This is a genomic window from Nocardioides sp. Root1257 (assembly GCF_001425175.1).
Lineage (GTDB): Bacteria > Actinomycetota > Actinomycetes > Propionibacteriales > Nocardioidaceae > Nocardioides.
The window spans coordinates 588555-606374 of record NZ_LMDV01000008.1; the positions used below are offsets into that span (position 1 = coordinate 588555).

15 protein-coding genes are annotated in these 17820 nt (G+C 73.5%); 14 read left to right on the top strand and 1 reads right to left on the bottom strand.

Annotated features, from left to right (window positions below; translation table 11 throughout):
• Window positions 1–2 precede the first annotated feature (2 nt).
• From ASC77_RS10985 to ASC77_RS11015, 7 genes are read left to right on the top strand one after another with little or no spacing between them, the layout of a single operon-like run.
• The gene (locus ASC77_RS10985) at window positions 3–1049 is read left to right on the top strand and encodes a glycosyltransferase family 2 protein (RefSeq protein WP_056152165.1); all 1047 of its coding nucleotides are present in this window, start codon (window positions 3–5) and stop codon (window positions 1047–1049) included.
• The gene (locus ASC77_RS10990) at window positions 1046–2515 is read left to right on the top strand and encodes an oligosaccharide flippase family protein (protein ID WP_056152168.1); all 1470 of its coding nucleotides are present in this window, start codon (window positions 1046–1048) and stop codon (window positions 2513–2515) included. The genes ASC77_RS10985 and ASC77_RS10990 overlap by 4 nt, the downstream gene beginning before the upstream one ends.
• Window positions 2512–3645: a DegT/DnrJ/EryC1/StrS family aminotransferase gene (locus ASC77_RS10995; RefSeq protein WP_056152171.1), complete on the top strand. Its 1134-nt coding sequence runs from the start codon at window positions 2512–2514 to the stop codon at window positions 3643–3645. Before ASC77_RS10990 ends, ASC77_RS10995 begins: the two co-directional genes overlap by 4 nt.
• Window positions 3642–4922, top strand: coding sequence for a hypothetical protein (locus tag ASC77_RS11000; RefSeq protein WP_056152174.1), 1281 nt, complete (start codon window positions 3642–3644; stop codon window positions 4920–4922). The genes ASC77_RS10995 and ASC77_RS11000 overlap by 4 nt, the downstream gene beginning before the upstream one ends.
• Before the next feature lie 6 nt (window positions 4923–4928).
• On the top strand, window positions 4929–5714 hold the full coding sequence (locus ASC77_RS11005; RefSeq protein ID WP_056152177.1) for a hypothetical protein: 786 nt from the start codon (window positions 4929–4931) through the stop codon (window positions 5712–5714).
• Window positions 5707–7143, top strand: a complete 1437-nt coding sequence (locus ASC77_RS11010) for an O-antigen ligase family protein (protein ID WP_156391029.1) — start codon at window positions 5707–5709, stop codon at window positions 7141–7143. Before ASC77_RS11005 ends, ASC77_RS11010 begins: the two co-directional genes overlap by 8 nt.
• Window positions 7140–8096 (top strand): glycosyltransferase, encoded by a 957-nt coding sequence (locus ASC77_RS11015; protein WP_056152183.1) that lies wholly within the window; start codon window positions 7140–7142, stop codon window positions 8094–8096. Before ASC77_RS11010 ends, ASC77_RS11015 begins: the two co-directional genes overlap by 4 nt.
• On the opposite strand, the gene ASC77_RS11020 is transcribed toward ASC77_RS11015, so the two are convergent.
• A complete protein-coding gene (locus ASC77_RS11020; protein WP_082574633.1) occupies window positions 8080–8742 on the bottom strand; it encodes a polysaccharide deacetylase family protein in 663 nt (220 codons plus the stop codon). The two genes, ASC77_RS11015 and ASC77_RS11020, sit on opposite strands and share 17 nt — an antisense overlap.
• A 120-nt stretch (window positions 8743–8862) precedes the next feature.
• On the opposite strand from ASC77_RS11020, the gene ASC77_RS11025 reads away from it, so the two are divergent.
• The 7 genes from ASC77_RS11025 (at window position 8863) to ASC77_RS11055 (ending at window position 17753) form a co-directional block, all read left to right on the top strand.
• A complete protein-coding gene (locus tag ASC77_RS11025; RefSeq protein WP_200944954.1) occupies window positions 8863–9720 on the top strand; it encodes a hypothetical protein in 858 nt (285 codons plus the stop codon).
• A 22-nt stretch (window positions 9721–9742) separates the two neighbouring features.
• A complete protein-coding gene (locus tag ASC77_RS11030) occupies window positions 9743–11302 on the top strand; it encodes an acyl-CoA ligase (AMP-forming), exosortase A system-associated (protein WP_056152189.1) in 1560 nt (519 codons plus the stop codon).
• The gene (locus tag ASC77_RS11035) at window positions 11299–12525 is read left to right on the top strand and encodes a pyridoxal-dependent decarboxylase, exosortase A system-associated (RefSeq protein WP_056152192.1); all 1227 of its coding nucleotides are present in this window, start codon (window positions 11299–11301) and stop codon (window positions 12523–12525) included. Before ASC77_RS11030 ends, ASC77_RS11035 begins: the two co-directional genes overlap by 4 nt.
• Window positions 12526–12562: 37 nt before the next feature.
• On the top strand, window positions 12563–12823 hold the full coding sequence (locus ASC77_RS11040; RefSeq protein WP_056152195.1) for an acyl carrier protein: 261 nt from the start codon (window positions 12563–12565) through the stop codon (window positions 12821–12823).
• A gap of 2 nt (window positions 12824–12825) precedes the next feature.
• Window positions 12826–14634 carry a hypothetical protein gene (locus tag ASC77_RS11045; protein ID WP_056152198.1) on the top strand — a complete coding sequence of 603 codons (1809 nt, stop codon included), beginning with the start codon at window positions 12826–12828 and terminating at the stop codon, window positions 14632–14634.
• 169 nt (window positions 14635–14803) lie between these two features.
• Window positions 14804–16075: a DUF4082 domain-containing protein gene (locus ASC77_RS11050; protein ID WP_156391030.1), complete on the top strand. Its 1272-nt coding sequence runs from the start codon at window positions 14804–14806 to the stop codon at window positions 16073–16075.
• Between the two features lie 76 nt (window positions 16076–16151).
• Window positions 16152–17753: a DUF4082 domain-containing protein gene (locus ASC77_RS11055; protein ID WP_056152203.1), complete on the top strand. Its 1602-nt coding sequence runs from the start codon at window positions 16152–16154 to the stop codon at window positions 17751–17753.
• The last annotated feature ends 67 nt before the right edge of the window (window positions 17754–17820 follow it).

Here is a 17820-nt window from a genome sequence, read left to right on the forward strand (position 1 = left end):
GGGTGCGACGACGCCACCGACCCCGGTCCCTCGACGGGCGACCGACCGTCTCGGTCGTGATCCCCTGCTACAACTACGGGCGCTTCCTGCCGGACGCCGTCTCGGCGGCGCTCGACCAGGAGCAGGTCCACGTCGAGGTGATCATCGTCGACGACGCCTCCACCGACGACAGTGCCGAGGTCGCGGCCCGGCTCGCGGAGCACCCGCAGGTGCAGCTGCTCCGCCACGAGCACAACCGCGGCCACATCGCGACCTACAACGACGGCCTGGACCTGGCGACGGGCGACTACGTCACGCTGGTCTCCGCCGACGACCTCGTCGCGCGCAACGCCCTGACCCGGGCGGTCGCGCTGATGGAGACCCACCGCGACGTCGGCCTCGTCTACGGCTACGCGCGCTCGTTCGTCGGGGCGCCGGAGCCCGACGAGCGGCCCGTGCGGAGCTGGAGCGTGTACGGCGGTCGCGAGTGGCTGGCGATCACGGCCCGACGGGGGCGCTGCTTCCTCGTGAGCCCGGAGGCCGTGCTGCGCCGCGAGGCGTGGGAGGCGGCGGGTGCGTACGACCCACGGCTGCCCCACTCGGCCGACTTCGCCCTCTGGCTCGACACGGCCGCGGGCTTCGACATCGGCCGCGTCAACGGGCCGGTGCAGGCGCACTACCGGGTGCACGACCTGAACATGCACCTCACGGAGTACGCCGGCTGGCTCACCGACCTCGAGCAGCGCCGCCGGACCTTCGACCTGTTCTTCGCGGAGCGCGGCGCCGCACTCGGCGAGGCCGACGCGCTGCACGCGAGCGCGCGTCGTGCGCTCGCCGCCGAGGCGCTGCGGCGGGGCTCTGCCGCGGCCCGGGAGCACGACCCGCAGGCGGCCCGCTACCTCGAGCTCGCCGAGAGCATCGATCCCGCGCTGGCCGCCGGACCGCGCGGCAGGGTCGCCCGACGTGTCGTCGCCCGCGGCGTCGGCGAGCCCACCGCCTCGACCTGGCGGTTCCTCGAGAAGGTCGACCACCACCTGCAGTGGCGCCGGGAGCGCAGGTACGGCACATGACGACGACGATGACGCCGCCGCTCGCCGCCCGGGTCCGCCGGGGGCTGGGCTGGAGCCTGACCGGCAACGTGGTGCTCCGGCTGGGCAACGTCCTGATGAGCATCATGGTCGCGCGGATCGTGGCGCCCGAGCAGTACGGCACGTTCGCGGTCGCGCTCACCGTGTGGACCGTCCTCGGCACCCTCGCGGAGTTCGGCCTCGGCGCCGACCTGGTCCGGTCCCCGGACCTCGAGCGTCGCGCCCCGACGGTCGCGACCCTCGGCATGCTCACCAGCGGCGCCCTCGCGGCCGGCATGGTGCTCGCGGCCGGGCCGATCGCCACGGCGTTCGCCTCGCCCGAGGCCGACGGCGTGATCCGGCTGATGGCGATCTCGGTGGCCCTCTTCGGTCTGACCATCGTCCCCGCGGCGCGGCTCCAGCGCGAGTTCCGCCAGCAGGCCCTGCTCGCCTGCAACCTCGCCGGCATCGCGACCTGCTCCGCGGTGACCTGGCTCCTCGTGACCAACGGGGGCGGCGCGGCCGCCCTGGCCTGGGGCCAGATCGCCAACCAGGCGGTGATCGTCGTCGGCCTCTACCTCGTGACGTCGACGACGCCGCGCTTCGGCTACGTGCACGACGTCGCCCGGGAGTCGCTGGCCTTCTGCCTGCCGCTCGCCCTGGCCAACCTGCTGTCCTGGGTGCTCCTGAGCGTCGACAACCTGATCGTCGCCCGCGCCCTCGGCCCGGTCGGGCTCGGGGTCTACGTGCTGGCCTTCAACGTGTCCTCGTGGCCGATGAGCGTGGTCGGCTCGGCGCTCCGCGTGGTGGCGCTGCCCGGCTTCTCGCAGGTGGGGTCCGCCGAGGCACGCAATCGCGCCCTGGTCCGGGTCATGGGCCCGACGGCCGCCGTCGCGGCCTTCCTCGCCCTGAGCCTCGCGACCCTGGCCGGACCCGTCGTCGCGGTGCTGTACGGCGACCGCTGGCTGGACGCCGCCACCGCGCTCACCGGGCTCGCCGTCTTCGGCGGGGTCCGGGTGGTGCTCGACCTGGTGGCGACGTTCCTGATCGCCGTCGGGTCGACGGTCGAGGTGCTCCTCGTGCAGGTCGTCTGGCTCGCGGTGATGGTGCCCGTCATGGCCGTCGGCGTCCGCGAGCTCGGGCTGCGGGGCGCCGGCTGGAGCCACCTGCTGGTCGCGGTCGTCGTGGTCGTGCCGCTCTACCTCGTCTGTCTCCGCCGGGTCGGTGTGCAGGTCGGTCTGCTGGCCCGCCAGTGGGTCGTCCCGTTCGCCGTAGCTGTCCCGGCGGCGGTGGCCACCGCCTGGACGGTCCGCACCGTCCCCGGCCCGCCGTTCGTCGTCCTCGTGGCGGGGACGCTCACCGCCCTCGTCACGTACGTCCTGCCTCTGGGCCGATGGAGCCTGCGTTCCCTCGCGGCCCTGCGGTCGGAGTCGTCCATCGAGCCCACACCAGCACGGGGAGAGTCATGACACTGGAGAAGCACTACGACCTGGAGACCTCGGTCCCGCTCGTCGACCTCGGCCGGCAGAACGAACCGCTGCTCCCGGAGGTCCTCGCGGCGTTCGCCGAGGTCTGCGCCGACGGGGACTTCGTCCTCGGCTCGGCCGTCTCCCGCTTCGAGGCGGAGTACGCCGCCTTCTGCGGCGTCGAGCGGTGCATCGGTGTCGGGAACGGCACGGACGCCCTCGAGCTCGCGCTGCTGGCGTGCGGCATCGGGCACGGCGACGAGGTCGTCCTTCCGGCCAACACCTTCGTTGCGACGGCCGAGGCCGTGGCGCGGATCGGCGCCCGGCCGGTCCTCGCCGACTGCGGGCCCGACCTCCTCATCGACCCGGAGGACCTCGACGGCCGGATCACCCGCCGCACGCGGGCCGTCATCGGAGTGGACCTCTACGGGCAGGTCGCACCGTTCGACCAGATCCGCGAGGTGGTCGGCACCGACGTGATCCTGCTCGAGGACGCCGCGCAGTCCCAGGGCGCCCGGCGGCACGGGCAGCCGGGGGGCTCCTTCGGCGCGGCCGCGGCGACCAGCTTCTACCCCGGCAAGAACCTCGGGGCGTTCGGCGACGCCGGCGCGGTGACCACCGACGACGAGACCGTCGACGGCCACGTCCGGGCGCTGCGCAACCACGGCGGCGTACGCCGCTACGAGCACCTCAGCGTCGGCACGAACTCCCGGCTCGACTCGCTGCAGGCCGCCGTCCTCTCGATCAAGCTCGCCCGCCTCGAGGCGTGGAACGCCGAGCGCGTGGCGGCCGCCGACATCTACGCGCAGCTGCTCGCGGACGTTCCGGAGGTCCAGCTGCCGGTGGTGCGGGACGGCAACACCCACGTCTGGCACCTCTACGTCGTGCAGGTCCAGCACCGGGACGCCGTGGCCGCCGCGATGGTCGAGAGCGGCGTGGCCACGGGGATCCACTACCCGGCACCGATCCACCTGCTCCCGGCGTTCTCCTGCCTCCACCAGGGACGGGGGACGGCGCCCGTCGCCGAGGCGACCGCCGGCCGGATCATGTCGCTGCCGATGTACCCGGGCATCACGCTCGACGAGCAGGTCCGGGTCGCCGACGCGCTGCGCAGCGCGGTGAGGTCGTCGTGACCCTCGAGACGCCGTCCGCCTCCCTGTCGGGACGAGCCCGGCAGGTCCGCCGGCTGCTCGCCGACGAGGGCGCCGGCGGGATCGCGCGCCGGCTGCGCCTGCGCGCCGCCGCACGTCTCGCGCCGCCCGGCACTCGGCCCCTGGTCGTCGACGCGGGCGACCTGGACCAGGCGGCGCAGGCGGCCGCCCGCGGGTGGACCTACCCCGAACCCGCGCCCCGGGCCGCAGGAGCCCCGCTGACCATCGCCTGGGTCTGCACCCCGCCAGCCCCGGGGTCAGGTGGGCACACCACGATGTTCCGGCTGGTCGCGGGTCTCGAGAGCGCCGGTCACCGGTGCGTCGTCTACCTCCAGGACCAGCACGGCTGGTCGATCGAGCAGCACCGCGCCACCGTGCGGCAGCACTGGCCGCGGGTCCGGGCCGACGTTCGCGACTTCGACGCGGGCGTCGACGACTGCGACGTGCTCGTGGCGACCGGCTGGGGCACGGCGTACGCCGTCCTCGGCACCACCGCACGCGGACACCGCGCCTACCTGGTGCAGGACCTCGAGCCGATGTTCTCGCCGGCTGGCAGCGAGTACCTCCTCGCCGAGGCGACGTACCGCTTCGGCTTCCACGGCATCGCCGCCGGACGGTGGCTGGCCGAGCGGCTGCGCGCCGACCACGGCATGACGGTCGACCACTTCGACTTCGGCTGCGACCTCGACGCCTACGGGCTGGAGGACCGGGCCGACCCGGCGCTGCGCACCGGCGTCGCCTACTACTGCCGTCCGCACACCCCGAGACGCGCGCACGAGCTGTCGGTCTTCGCCCTGGAGCGCTTCGCCCGGCAGCGACCGGACGTGCCGATCCACACGTACGGCGAGGTGCTGCCGACGCTGCCGTTCGCGGCGACGCAGCACGGCGTGCTCAGCCCGGAGCAGCTCTCCTCGCTCTACAACCGCTGCTTCGCCGGCCTGAGCCTGTCCGCGACGAACGTGTCACTCGTGCCGCTCGAGATGCTGGCCGCGGGGTGCATACCGGTCGTGAACGACGCTCGGCACAACCGGCTGGTGCTCGACAACGCGGCCGTGCGGTACGCCCCGGCGACGCCGTGGGAGCTGGCCGACGCACTGGTGGAGCTCGCCGCTCAGAGCCCGGCCGACCGGCAGGCGACCGCCCGGTCGGCGGCGGCCTCCGTGACCGCGGCGAGCTGGGCGGACGCCGAGGCAGACGTGGTCGCCGCCATCGAGCGACTGGCAGGGGTGGACAGCTATGTGGGGATTCCCAGGGGGTAGGACGCGATGTACTTCATCGATGCACTGAAGGTGCTGCTACGACGGTGGTACGTCGTGGTGATCGGCATGGCCGTGGTGGGTGGGCTGTGCGTGATGACGATCAAGACGGTGCCGACGCAGTACCAGGCGTCGGGCCAGATGATCATGCTGCTGCCGCCGGACGCCACCGGCGTGGAGACGCCGAGCAACCCGTACCTGAACCTGCAGCCGGGCCTCACCACGACCGCCGGCCTGATCACCGGCACGGTGATGTCGAAGGACTCGGCGCGTGCGCTGGCCAAGGAGGGCTTCAAGTCCGAGTACGCCGTCGGTCTGGTGCCCGACAACGGTCCGCTGCTGCTGGTCACGACGACCGACACCGATCCCGCCGCGGCCGTCGCGACGAGGGACGCGGTGATGCACATGCTCGACGTGGAGCTGGCCAAGATCCAGCGGAACGCGGCCGTCCCGGGCCGTCAGCTCATCACCGCCAGTCCGTCCAACGTCGGGACCCGTGCGGAGGTCCTGCCGGGCAGCAAGATGCGCGCGCTGGTGGCGGTCTTCGCCCTCGGCGTCGTCATCACGGTCGTGCTGGCCTTCGTGGTCGACCGGCTCGCGGCGGCCCGACGCCGCCGGCGCCGTCAGCGCGCGAACGGCGGCGGTCCGCTCGACGACGCCCCCGGTGTCGCGAAGCTGGTGCGCCGCGAGGCGACCGAGAAGGTGCCGGACGCCGAGCCGGAGGCCGAGCCCGAGGAGGGCCGCCGAGGACGACTGCGCCGGGACCGGAAGGTGGGCGGCGGCCGTCGTGGCTGACGCAGGCGGGCCGGACCGCCCGGTCCGGGCCGGACCGAGGTGGCGGGTGCCGGCGGTGGCGATCGTCGTCGCGTACGCCGTCCTGCTGCTGTGCATCCCCTCCCAGCTGATCTTCGGGCCGTTGGGCGCCCCGGGCACGCCGGCCAACATGGTCGGCATCGCCGGGCTGCTGTGGTGGGCCTGCGCGACCATCGCCGGTCAGAACCCGGTGCGTGGGCTCACCCCGACCCGCTTCGTGGTGCTGCTGCTGACCTGCGCCGTGCTCGCGGCGTACGTCAACGGCATGGTGAAGGGCTGGTACGCCCCGCCGAACATGCGGGCGAACACCGACGAGCTCTGGACGTTGGTGACGCCGACGGTCGACGAGACCACGACGGCGATGATCAGCGCCGCCGACCGCGGGCTGCTCTCCTTCGCCGGCTGGATGGGGGTCGTCCTGGTCACCGCCGAGGGCCTGCGCTCGTGGCGCGACCTCGACCTGCTCGTCGAGTGGTTGTGCTGGCTCGGCTCGTTCGTGGCCGTCCTGGGCCTCGTCCAGTTCTTCACCGGCTACGACATCGCCGCCCTCTTCCAGATCCCCGGCCTGACCGCGAACGCCGCGTTCGGCGAGGTGGTGTCGCGGTCGGTGCTCAACCGGGTGTCGGCGACCGCGGTCCACCCCATCGAGTTCGGCGTCGTCATGGGCTGCCTCTTCCCGCTGGCGCTGCACCGGGCGCTGATGCGGTGGGGGAGCCGGGCGGCCACGTTCCCGGCCCTGCTGATCGGCGTCGCCGCCTTCATCTCGGTGTCGCGCTCCGCCGTCCTGGTCGTCGGGGCCGCATTCATCGTGCTCCTGATCGGCTGGCCGGCACGCTGGCGGTGGAACGCGCTGATGCTCGCGCCGGTTGCGGTCGTCGGCCTGAGGCTCGCGATCCCGGGGCTCGTCGGCACGCTCTACTCGCTCTTCAGCAACCTCCAGAACGACCCCAGCGTGAAGGGCCGCACCGGTGACTACTCGGTCGTGATGGGGCTCTACGAGCAGCACGCCGTGCTGGGTCGAGGCCTGTTCACGTTCGTGCCGCGCTACTACCGCATCCTCGACAACCAGTACCTGATGGTGCTCGTCGAGCTCGGCGTCGTCGGTCTGGTGTCCTGCCTGCTCTTCTTCATCGTCAGCTTCTTCAGCGCCAGGCGCGCGGCTCGGCACGCACTGCGGCCGGAGTCGCGCCACCTCGGACTCGCCGTGTCGGCCTCGCTCGTCGGGATGGCGCTGGCGTACGCGACGTTCGACGCCTGGGGCTTCCCCATGGCTGCGGGGATGACCTTCCTGCTGGCCGGGATCTGTGGCGCCACCTGGCGCCTGACGTCGGAGGAGGAGCGGCGGGTCCGGGCGAGCGGTGCCGCCGTGCGGCTCCTCGGTCCGCCACCTCGGCGGGAGGTCGAAGCATGAGCACCGACGTTCGGCAACGGGTCCTCGTCGTGGTCGTGAGCTTCAACAGCGCCGATCCGCTGCCCGGGCTCATCGCGTCGCTGCCGGCCGGGATGGGTGCCGTCGACTGGCAGCTCGTGGTCGCCGACAACGCCTCGGCCGACGACAGCGTGGACGTCGTGCGCAGGCACGCGCCGGGAGCGCTCGTGGTGCCAATGGGTGGCAACCGGGGCTACGCGGCGGGCATCAACGCGGCCGTCGCGGCCGGCGATCCGCACGACGCGGTGCTCGTCCTGAACCCCGACGTCCGGCTGCACCCGGGCTGCGTGCCGACGCTGGCGGCGGCCCTGGGCGAGCCCGGCGTCGGGATCGCGGTGCCCCGGCTCGAGGACGGCGACGGACACCGGATCGACTCGATGCGCCGGGAGCCGACCCTCGGGCGGGCCCTCGCCGACGCGCTGATCGGAGCCTCCCGGGCCGGCCGGATCGGGACCCTGGGGGAGGTCGTCACCGCGGAGGCGCCGTACCGTTCCCGGTGCACGACGGACTGGGCCGAGGGCTCCACCCAGCTCGTGAGCGCCGAGTGCTGGCGCGCCTGCGGATCCTGGGACGAGAGCTTCTTCCTCTACTCCGAGGAGGCGGACTTCGACCTCCGGGCCCGCGACTTGGGGTTCCGCACGGCCTACGTCCCGACGGCGCACGCCACCCACCTCGAGGGCGACTCGGCGGGCTCGCCGGTGCTCTGGCCGCTGCTCGTGGTCAACCGGCTCCGCCTGTACCGGCGGCGTCGGGGACCGGTGCCGGCGGCGGCGTACTGGGCGGTGCTGCTGCTGCGGGAGGGCTCGCGCGCCGTGCTAGGGCGACCGACCTCGCAGGCCGCCGTCCGGGCGCTGCTCGACCCCGGCCGGCTCCGTCAGGCCGCCGGACCGGAGTGGCTGGTGGCGGCGGCGCCGCCGGTCAGCGCACGCGCTTGACGACGCCGACGGCCGTCGACCGCAGCCGGCGGTGGAGCGGCGCCGGGCGCAGCACGGAGCTGCGGACCGTCTCGACGGTGTCGTCGGCGCACACGCTGAAGCGAGGCTGCAGCCAGCCCCCGTCGCGTCCCCACCGGCGATCGCTCGACCCGACGTCCTCGTAGCCGAGCGCCCGGAGGCGCGCGAGCGTGCGGCGGTCGTAGCGGCCGAGGGGGAGGGCGGCGGTCGACACGGGCCGCCCGATCGTCTGCTCGATGAGCCGGCGCGCGTCCACCAGCTCGCGGTCGGCCTCGGCGTCGGAGAGGCCGCGCCACGGCCGGTGGTCCATTCCGTGCACGCCGACCTGCATCCCGCGGTCGGCCAGGTGCAGCAGCTCGGCCGAGTCCAGGCTGCCGCGACGGTCGAGCCGGCCGGCGATGACGTAGAACGTCGCCGTGAGACCGCGCTCCAGCAGCGCCGGCAGCGCGATCTCGACGTCCGAGGCGTTGCCGTCGTCGAAGCTCAGCCGCACCCGCGGGTCCTCGGCTACCAGGTCGAGGACGCGGAGGAACTCGTCCGGCTCGACCCAGTAGCGCTCCTCGCCGGGCTCGAGCTCGCGACGCGGCGTACCGATGCCGTGGAAGCACACGTTGACGACTGCTGGCACGCGACCACCATGGGCGTCCGGCGGCATCCGTGCAGCGCTCACCGGCGGCGCGTCCTCAAGATGGGGTAGGAGGGCGGCAACCGGGCTCGCAGCGCCGTCCGGCTTCCTACGCTCGCCGACGTGAGTGCTGCTCAGCTGTCGCCGATCCGTGCCGAGGACCTCGGTCACGTCGGCAGGTTCCTGCACCGGAACCTCAACCCGCGACTCAGCGCGGGCGCGTGGTCGCGGGCCGTGGTCCCGTCCTGGCCCGTCGACGCGCCCAACCACGGGGTCATGCTCACCGAGGCGGGCAAGGTCGTCGGCGTCTACCTCGCCTTCTACTCACGTCGCGAGGTCGCCGGGCAGACGCAGGACTTCTGCAACCTCGGGGCCTGGTGCGTGCTCGACGACCACCGGGCGGACAGCGTCCGGATGCTGCGCTGGCTGCTGCGCCAGCCCGGCTACACCTTCACCGACCTCTCGCCGAGCGGCAACGTGATCGGCCTCAACGAGCGCCTCCGGTTCCGCTCGCTCGACACGCGCACGATGCTCCTGGTCAACCGGCCGCGGGTCCGACGGGCGCGGTACGCCGTCGTGACCGACCCGGCCGCGATCGCCCGCCTGCTCCCTGCGCACGAGCGCCGGATCCTGCACGACCACCAGGGTGCCGCCGCGACGCACCACCTGCTGCTCGCCGCCGAGGACGAGCAGTGCTACGTGATCTACCGCCGGGACCGGCGCAAGCGGCTGCCGATCTTCGCCACGCTGCTGCACGTCAGCGACGGCGAGGTGCTCGCCCGCGCCGTGCCGGAGCTGGCGCACCACCTGCTGGTGCACGACCGGGTCCCGTGCACGCTCGCCGAGCTGCGGGTGCTGGGCACGATGCCGCCGGGCGCACGACTGCTGCGCTCGGCGCGGCCGAAGATGTTCCGGAGCACGACCCTCGGCCCGGAGTCGATCGACGACCTGTACAGCGAGCTGACCTGCGTCGCCTGGTGAGGCGCGCAACCGGGGGAATGTGATGCGAAGCCACCTGCACGACCTGCTGCTCGAAGCCGCCCGTCGGACGCCGGACGCGCCGGCGCTGACGTACGGCGACCTGACGACGTCGTACGACGGGCTCGCCGACGAGGTCCGACGCGTCGCCGCGGGGCTCGTGGACCTCGGGCTGCGCCGGCACGACCGCGTGGCGGTCCTGCTCGACAAGCGGATCGAGACCGTGGTCGCGATCTTCGCGACCTCCGTCGCCGGCGGGATCTTCGTCCCGGTCAACACGGTCTTCAAGCAGCCGCAGGTCTCCTACGTCCTGGCGGACTGCGACGTCCGGGTCCTCGTGACGACCCGGGCGCGGTGGGACCAGCTGGCGGACGACCCGCCTGCCGCCCTCGAGCACGTGGTGCTCGTCGACGGCGGCACCGAGACGTCCGGCACGGGTGAGGTGGGGGTGCGCGCGTACGCGGCTCTGGGCACCACCGCACCCGTGCCGGATCGCTCGCCCGGCGTCGACCTCGACCCGGCGGCGATCCTCTACACCTCCGGCAGCACTGGCCGTCCCAAGGGCGTCGTCGTCAGCCACCGCAACCTGCTGGTGGGCGCGGAGAGCGTCAGCACCTACCTGGGCAACACCGCGGACGACGTCATCCTCGCGGCCCTCCCGCTGAGCTTCGACGCCGGGCTGAGCCAGCTCACGACCGCGTTCGCCGTCGGGGCCCACGTGGTGCTCGTCAACTACCTGCTGCCGAGGACGGTCGTCGAGCTCTGCGCCCGGCACGGGGTGACGGGCCTGACCGGCGTACCGCCCCTCTGGATCCAGCTGATCGAGCAGGACTGGCCCGTCGGGGCGACCCGGCTGCGCTACTTCGCCAACACCGGCGGCGCCATGCCGGCCGGCGTCCTCGCACGGCTGCGCGAGATCTTCCCGCAGGCGCGGCCGTTCCTGATGTACGGCCTCACCGAGGCGTTCCGCTCCACCTACCTCGACCCCGACGAGGTCGACCGCCGACCGGGGTCGATCGGTCGGGCGATCCCGAACGCCGAGGTCCTGGTGGTCCGGCCGGACGGGACCCCGTGCGAGGCAGGCGAGCCGGGCGAGCTCGTGCACCGGGGGCCGCTGGTCGCGATGGGCTACTGGAACGACCCGGATCGGACGGCCGAGCGCTTCCGCCCGCACCCACCGGACGCTCCGTCGTGGCGGGCTCCCGAGCGTGCCGTGTGGTCCGGGGACACCGTGGTCGCCGACGAGGAGGGCTTCCTCTACTTCGTCGGGCGCACCGACGACATGATCAAGACGTCCGGCTACCGGGTCAGCCCGACCGAGATCGAGGAGGCGGTCTACGCCACCGGTCTCGTCCGCGACGCCGTCGCCCTCGGCGTGCCGGACGCGCGGCTCGGGCAGCGGGTCGTGGTGCTCGCGACGCCGGTGAACGGCGACGGCCTGGACTCGTCGGGCATCGGGCGCGAGCTGCGCCGCACGCTGCCGCTCTACATGGTGCCGGCCGAGATCCGCGAGCTGGACGAGATGCCGCGCTCACCCAACGGGAAGTTCGACCGGGTCCTGCTCAAGGAGGTGGCGACGGCATGAGGGTCGAGGAGCACCTCCGGGCCTTCGAGGTCGCGGGCGAGGAGCTGGTCGTCGGCGGGATGCCGCTGCGACGACTGGCCGCGCGCGCCGGGTCGACCCCCTTCTTCGCCTACAGCCGTGACCTCCTCACCGAGCGCGTGGCCTCCGTGCGCGAGGCGCTCGGCGACGACGTCCGGCTCGGGTACGCCGTGAAGGCCAACCCCATGCCGGCCGTCGTCCAGCACCTCGCGGCGCGCGTGGACTGGCTCGACGTGGCGTCCGCGGGCGAGATGGCCGTCGCGCTCGACGCAGGCCAGCCCGCGGCTCGCGTGGCCTTCGCCGGCCCCGGCAAGACCGACGCGGAGCTGCGCCAGGCGGTCGCTGCGGGAGTGCTGCTGGAGGTCGAGTCCGCCGGCGAGGTCGACCGCCTCGCCGCCGTCGGCGAGGCCCTCGGGATCCGGCCGCGGCTCGCCGTACGCGTCAACCCCGACTTCGTCGTCCGCGGCTCCGGGATGCGGATGGGTGGTGGGCCGCAGCAGTTCGGCGTCGACGCCGAGCTCGTGCCCGCGCTGCTCGACGACATCGCGGACCGCGACCTGGGACTGGAGGGCTTCCACCTCTTCGCGGGCTCGCAGAACCTCCAGGTCGACATCGTGATGGAGGCGCAGGCGCGCACCGTCGACCTGCTGCTCGCGCTGGCGGACAAGCTGGACGCGCCCGTCGGCTACCTCAACCTCGGCGGCGGTCTCGGGATCCCGTACTTCCCGAAGGACGAGCCCGTCGACCTGCCGCACGTCGGGGCCCACCTCCGCGAGCTGGTGCAGCGCTCGGTGCGTCCCGCGCAGCCGACGGCCGACGTGGTGGTCGAGCTGGGCCGCTACCTCGTGGGCGAGGCGGGCGTCTACGTCACCCGGGTGGTCGACGTGAAGGACTCCCGGGGACACACCTACGTGGTCGTGGACGGCGGGATGCACCACCAGCTCGCCGCCTCGGGGAACTTCGGCCAGGTGGTCCGTCGCAACTTCCCGGTCGTCGTCGGCACCCGCGTGGGTCGCGAGCCGGCCGGCGAGACCAGCGTCGTCGGCAGCCTCTGCACGCCGCTCGACCTGCTCGCCGACCGGGTCGACCTGCCGGCGACGGAGCCGGGCGACCTGGTGGTCGTCCTCCAGGCCGGCGCCTACGGGCTGACCGCCAGCCCCACCCGCTTCCTCGGGCACCCCGAGCCCGTCGAGCTGCTCGTCTGAGCAGCCGGATGACCGGACAACCCAGAAGGAGATCGTGATGGAGACGACCGAGACCTCGTTCGTGGCGGTGCGTGACGTGCTCGTCCACGTCCTCGGCATCGAGGACCGCGCCGCGGCGCTGACCCCCGAGACGGGCCTGATCGGGGAGCTGCCCGAGCTGGACTCGCTGTCGGTGGTCGAGCTGGCCGTCGCGCTGGAGGAGCGCTTCGACATCGTCGTCGACGACGAGGACTTCACCGGCGCCGTCTTCGAGACGCTCGGGACCCTCACCGCGTTCGTCGACGGCCGGCGGGACTAGTCGTGGACGGCGCACCCGGCTTCGTCGCCGTCCGCTCGACGACCGGCGCGCCGCCCCCCGACCTCGACGCGGCCCTGCGCCGGCTCCAGCCGGGTGCGGCGACGGCGACGGCGGGACCGCTGCGGATCGCCACCTGGAACGCGCCCGCCCCGGTGCCCGGGACGACCCTGCTCCTGAGCCAGGAGGTCCGCCGCCGCGACCGCGCCGCGAGCGCCGCCGAGGTCGGTCAGCTGCTGGCGTGGCCGGGTGAGGCGCTCGGCGAGATGCTGCCCTGCTTCGGCGCGATGACCTGGACCGGCGACCGCGTCACGGCCTGCACCGACGCGCTCGGCTTCCAGCACCTGTACGTCGTCGAGGCGCCGGGCTGGTCGGGCGTCTCGACCTCGGCCCGGGTGCTGGCCGCGCTCGTCGGTCGCGGCCTCGACGCCGACGGCGTCGCCGTGCAGAGCCTGCTCGGCTGGCAGCTGCACGACCGGACCGTCTTCGCGGGGGTGCACAAGCTCTCCGCCGGCCACACCGCCACGCTCGCGCCCCGCGGCCTGCGCCAGCAGGCGTACGCCGAGCGGCAGGCCCCCGAGCCGATCACGATGGACCGCGCCGTGCGCCTGGCCCGCGACCTGCTCCGCGGCTACCTCGGTGCCTACCTCGACGACCACCCGGACGCCGTCCTCCAGCTCACGGGCGGGCAGGACTCCCGCCTGCTCCTGTCGGCGATCGACCGGCGCCGCCGGGTGGGCCTGCGCTGCATGACGCTGGGGGTGCCCGGCAGCGTCGACGTGGAGATCGCCGGCCGCATCGCCCGCTCGGCCGGGATGCGGCACGAGGTGATCGATCTCGGCGGCCTCGACGAGCTCGCCCCGGAGGAGGCGCTGCGCCTCGCCGTCGGGGCGGCCGGCCGCCTGGAGGCGTCCGCGGACCCGGTCGCGCGGGCCGTCCTCGACCTGGCCGAGACCGGCGCCGCTCCGGGGCCGCGGATCTCCGGGCTGGGCGGCGAGGTGGCCCGCGGCTTCTACTACGTCGGACCGCGGGGGAGTGCCGAGGTGACCGCCCGGCGGTCCCGGCGCCTGGGCGACTGGCGGATGTTCGCCAACGAGGCCGTGGACCCTGCTGCGGTCGACCCGGCCTGGTCCGCGTGGGCCCGGGAGGTCGCCCACGACGCGGTCCACGACGCCCTGGAGGCCTCCGGCGAGCGTTGGTTCGCCGCGACGGACGCGCTCTACCTCGACCAGCGGATGCAGCGGTGGGCCGGCGTGACGGAGTCGGCGGTCGCGGGGTCGCGCCGCGTCGTCAACCCGATGCTCGACGACCGCTTCATCGGCATCGCCCGCGACCTCGCGCCGGCCGACAAGCGCGGCGCCCGGTTCCTGGCCCGGCTGCAGGTGGCGCTGGACGACGAGCTCGCCGGCGTACCGCTCGACCACCGGCCGCCGCCGCGGACCTACGCGGCGTCCCGGGTGACGAGCACGCCCGCGCGGCTCCGGTCGAGTGCCGGCAAGCTCGGCCGCAAGGCGGCCCAGCGGCTCGGCGGGGAGCGTCGACCCCCCGCCGGGGGAGCGGTGCTGACGGAGCTCCTGGCCCGTCGCTGGCAGGAGGACCCGGCCATGCTCGTGGCGCTCGCCGGGTCCGGGGTCTTCCGGCCGTCGTGGCTGGACGACGTGGCCGCCGGGCGGGTGGCCCCCACCCCGGGCACCGCCGCGCTGATGGTCAACCTCGGGGTGGCGATCGACGCGATGGACGTCCGACCTGACCGGGACGCGGATCACATCGCACGCTCGACCAGAGGATCGGGACCCGCTTTTACCCAATTTTGACTCGTTAGAAGGCGTAACTTCGTGAGCACACTGTCGGTGCCCAGTCACACAAGCGTGTGCACCATGCCGCTCAGGAGCTTCTGTTTTGCCTTCGTCCCCCTCGCGCCCAGCCCGTCTGGTCGCCCTCGCTCTCGGCTGCCTGCTCGGCGGCCTCCTCCCCGCTGCCGCGATGACCGCGCCCTCATCGGCGGCCGCGCCGGCCGCGCGCGTCGCCGACGGCGCGTCGTACTCCTGGTGGACCGGCACGCCCTCCACCAGCCGGGTGGAGGCGTCCGGCACCACCGTCGGGACCGTCTTCCAGGTGCGGCGCACCGGCGTCGCCGACCAGCTCCGCGTCTACGACGCCAGCAACCGGACGAACCGCTACCGGCTCACACTCTTCACCGCGGGAGGGAAGCGGCTGGGTTCGGGTGTCACCCGCGCGGGTGGCGCCCGGACCGGCTGGCGCGCGGTCACCCTGTCCCGCGACGTGCGGCTCACCCCCGGCCGTCGGTACGTCGTCGCCTCTGCCTCCCCCCGTGGAGCGCACGTCGTCGCCGCCGACCGGGCCGCACGTCGCGGGTCCCTCGTCCCCGGTCGCTCCCGGGTGGGCACCACCGCCGGGATGCCGACCCGGTCCATCGCCGGTGGCGCTCTCGTCGACGTCGTCTTCCGGCCCCGGGTGGGGCCATTCCCCACCGCCGCCACCACCGGCGGGCCGTCCGAGTCGTCCCTGGCCGCCTACAACGGCCCCTGCACGATCACCCGTGACGGCACCGTGATCGACCGCAAGCTCGTGACCTGCGACCTCAGCGTGCGGGCCCGCAACGTCGTGGTGAAGCACTCGGTCGTCCACGGCACGATCAGCACCGGTGGCAGCGGCACGTCGCTGTCCGTCGTGCGTTCGACCATCGACGTCTCGCCCGACGGGGTCCGCCTCGAGACCGGCATCGGCGACGGCTACTTCAAGGTCATCCGGTCCGAGGTCCGCGGCGGCAACCGCGGCATCAACTGCGACGACCACTGCGTCGTCCGCGACTCGTGGGTGCACGGACAGGACACCGACTCGAGCGGGGCCGCCCACGAGTCCGCCGTCCGGATGGGCTCCCACGCCGTCATCGTCGGCAACACGCTCGTCTGCGACGCACCGGACGTGCCCCCGGACGCCGGCTGCTCGGCCTCGCTGACCGGGTACGGCGACTTCGCGCCGGTCCGCAACAACCTGATCAGCGGCAACTACTTCCCGACCTCGACCGGAGGCACCTGTGCCTACGGCGGGTCGTCGGGCGGCAAGCCCTACTCCGAGGACGCGGCCGGCATCCGGTTCGTCGACAACGTCTTCGTGAAGGGCCGCACCGGCAGCTGCGGCTACTGGGCGCCGATCATGGACTTCGACAGCTCGGCCCCCGGCAACGAGTGGGTCGGCAACGCCTGGGAGTCCGGCGGCACCGTCCGTCCCTGATCCGAGACATCTCTTCCACCCCCCAGCGCCGGGCCTACCCCCGAACCCTCCCGGCGTCGACGAACGGAGCCCTGGCATGCCCAGATCCAAGATCCATCGCCGCCGTACCCTCGGCAAGCGCGCTCGTGTCGTCCTCACCGTGACCTGCTGCGCCCTGCTCGTCGCAGGCGTCGCGGCGGCCGTGGTGCCGTCGAGGCTGAGGGCACCCGCGGCCGCGGCGGCCCCGGCCGGCTACAGCATCTGGGCCGACGACGTCGTGCCCGACGTGCCGGCCGACCCGGAGCGCGGAGAGGTCACCGTGGGCGTCGAGTTCTCCTCGACGGTTCCCGGGACCGTGACCGGCGTGCAGTTCTACCGATCCACCGAGAACCGCGGCCCGCACACCGGCCAGCTGTGGTCGCCCTCCGGTGACCTGCTGGGCTCCGTCCGCTTCACCGACGGCGTTCGCGGCGGCTGGACGACCGCGGCCTTCGAGCACCCCGTGAGCATCGATCCCGCCAAGCGCTACGTCGTCTCGTACACGGCCCCCGACGGCCGGTACGCCGACGACGAGTACGACCTGCGCCCGACCCGGCCGGTCACCACGCAGGACCTGACCGCGTGGCGCGGCGTCTACACCTATGGCGACGACGTCCCGCAGCAGTCCTGGCACTGGTCGAACTACTACGTGGACCCGGTCTTCCTGCCGTCCGGCGACGAGGGCGGCCCGTCCGAGACGCCGTCCGGTACGCCGACCGACGACCCGACCACGACGCCGACCGACGACCCGACCACGACGCCSACSGACGAGCCGACCAGCCCGTCCGGGACGCCGACCGACGACCCGACCACGACGCCGACCGACGAGCCGACCAGCCCGWCCGRGACGCCCACCACGACGCCGACCACCGACCCGACGCCGTCCACCGGCCACCCGGACGCGAGCAACACCGGCGTCCCCGCCGGCACCACGCTCACGGCGTACACGGGCCCCTGCACCATCACGGCCAACGGCACCGTCATCGACGGCAAGACGGTCGGCTGCAGCCTGACCATCAACGCTGCGAACGTCGTGATCCGCAACTCCGTCATCAACGGGACCGTCGCCAACGACGAGAGCTCGACCGGCAAGGGCTTCACGATCCAGGACAGCGAGGTGCGCGTGGGTGACCGCGACGGCACCGGCATCGGCGCCTCCGGCTTCAAGGCCCTCCGGGTGGAGGTCACCGGTGGCAACCGCTCGATCAACTGCTGGCGCGAGTGCGAGGTCCGGGACTCCTACGTCCACGGGCAGTTCAAGGACGAGACCGGCACCTTCCACGAGTCCGGCATCCGGATGGGCTCGGACTCGACGATCGTGCACAACACGATCGCCTGCGATGCGCCCGACGTGCCGCCGGACGCCGGCTGCTCCGCCGGTCTCACCGGGTACGGCGACTTCGGCGTCGTGCAGCGCAACCTGATCCAGGACAACTACTTCGTGGCCAGCACGGGCGGCACCTGCGCCTACGGCGGGTCGTCGAAGGGCAAGCCGTACAGCTCCGGGGTCAACAACATCCGGTTCATCTCGAACGTCTTCGAGCGGGGCCGGGGCGGCAAGTGCGGCTACTGGGCGCCGATCATGGACTTCGACCGGTCCGCGCCGGGCAACGTCTGGTCCGGCAACACGTGGGACGACGGGGCCACCGTCAGCCCCTGACCCCACCCCGCCGGAGCGGCCCGGTCCCCCATATCGGGGAATCCGGGCCCGCTCCGGCCCGGGTCCG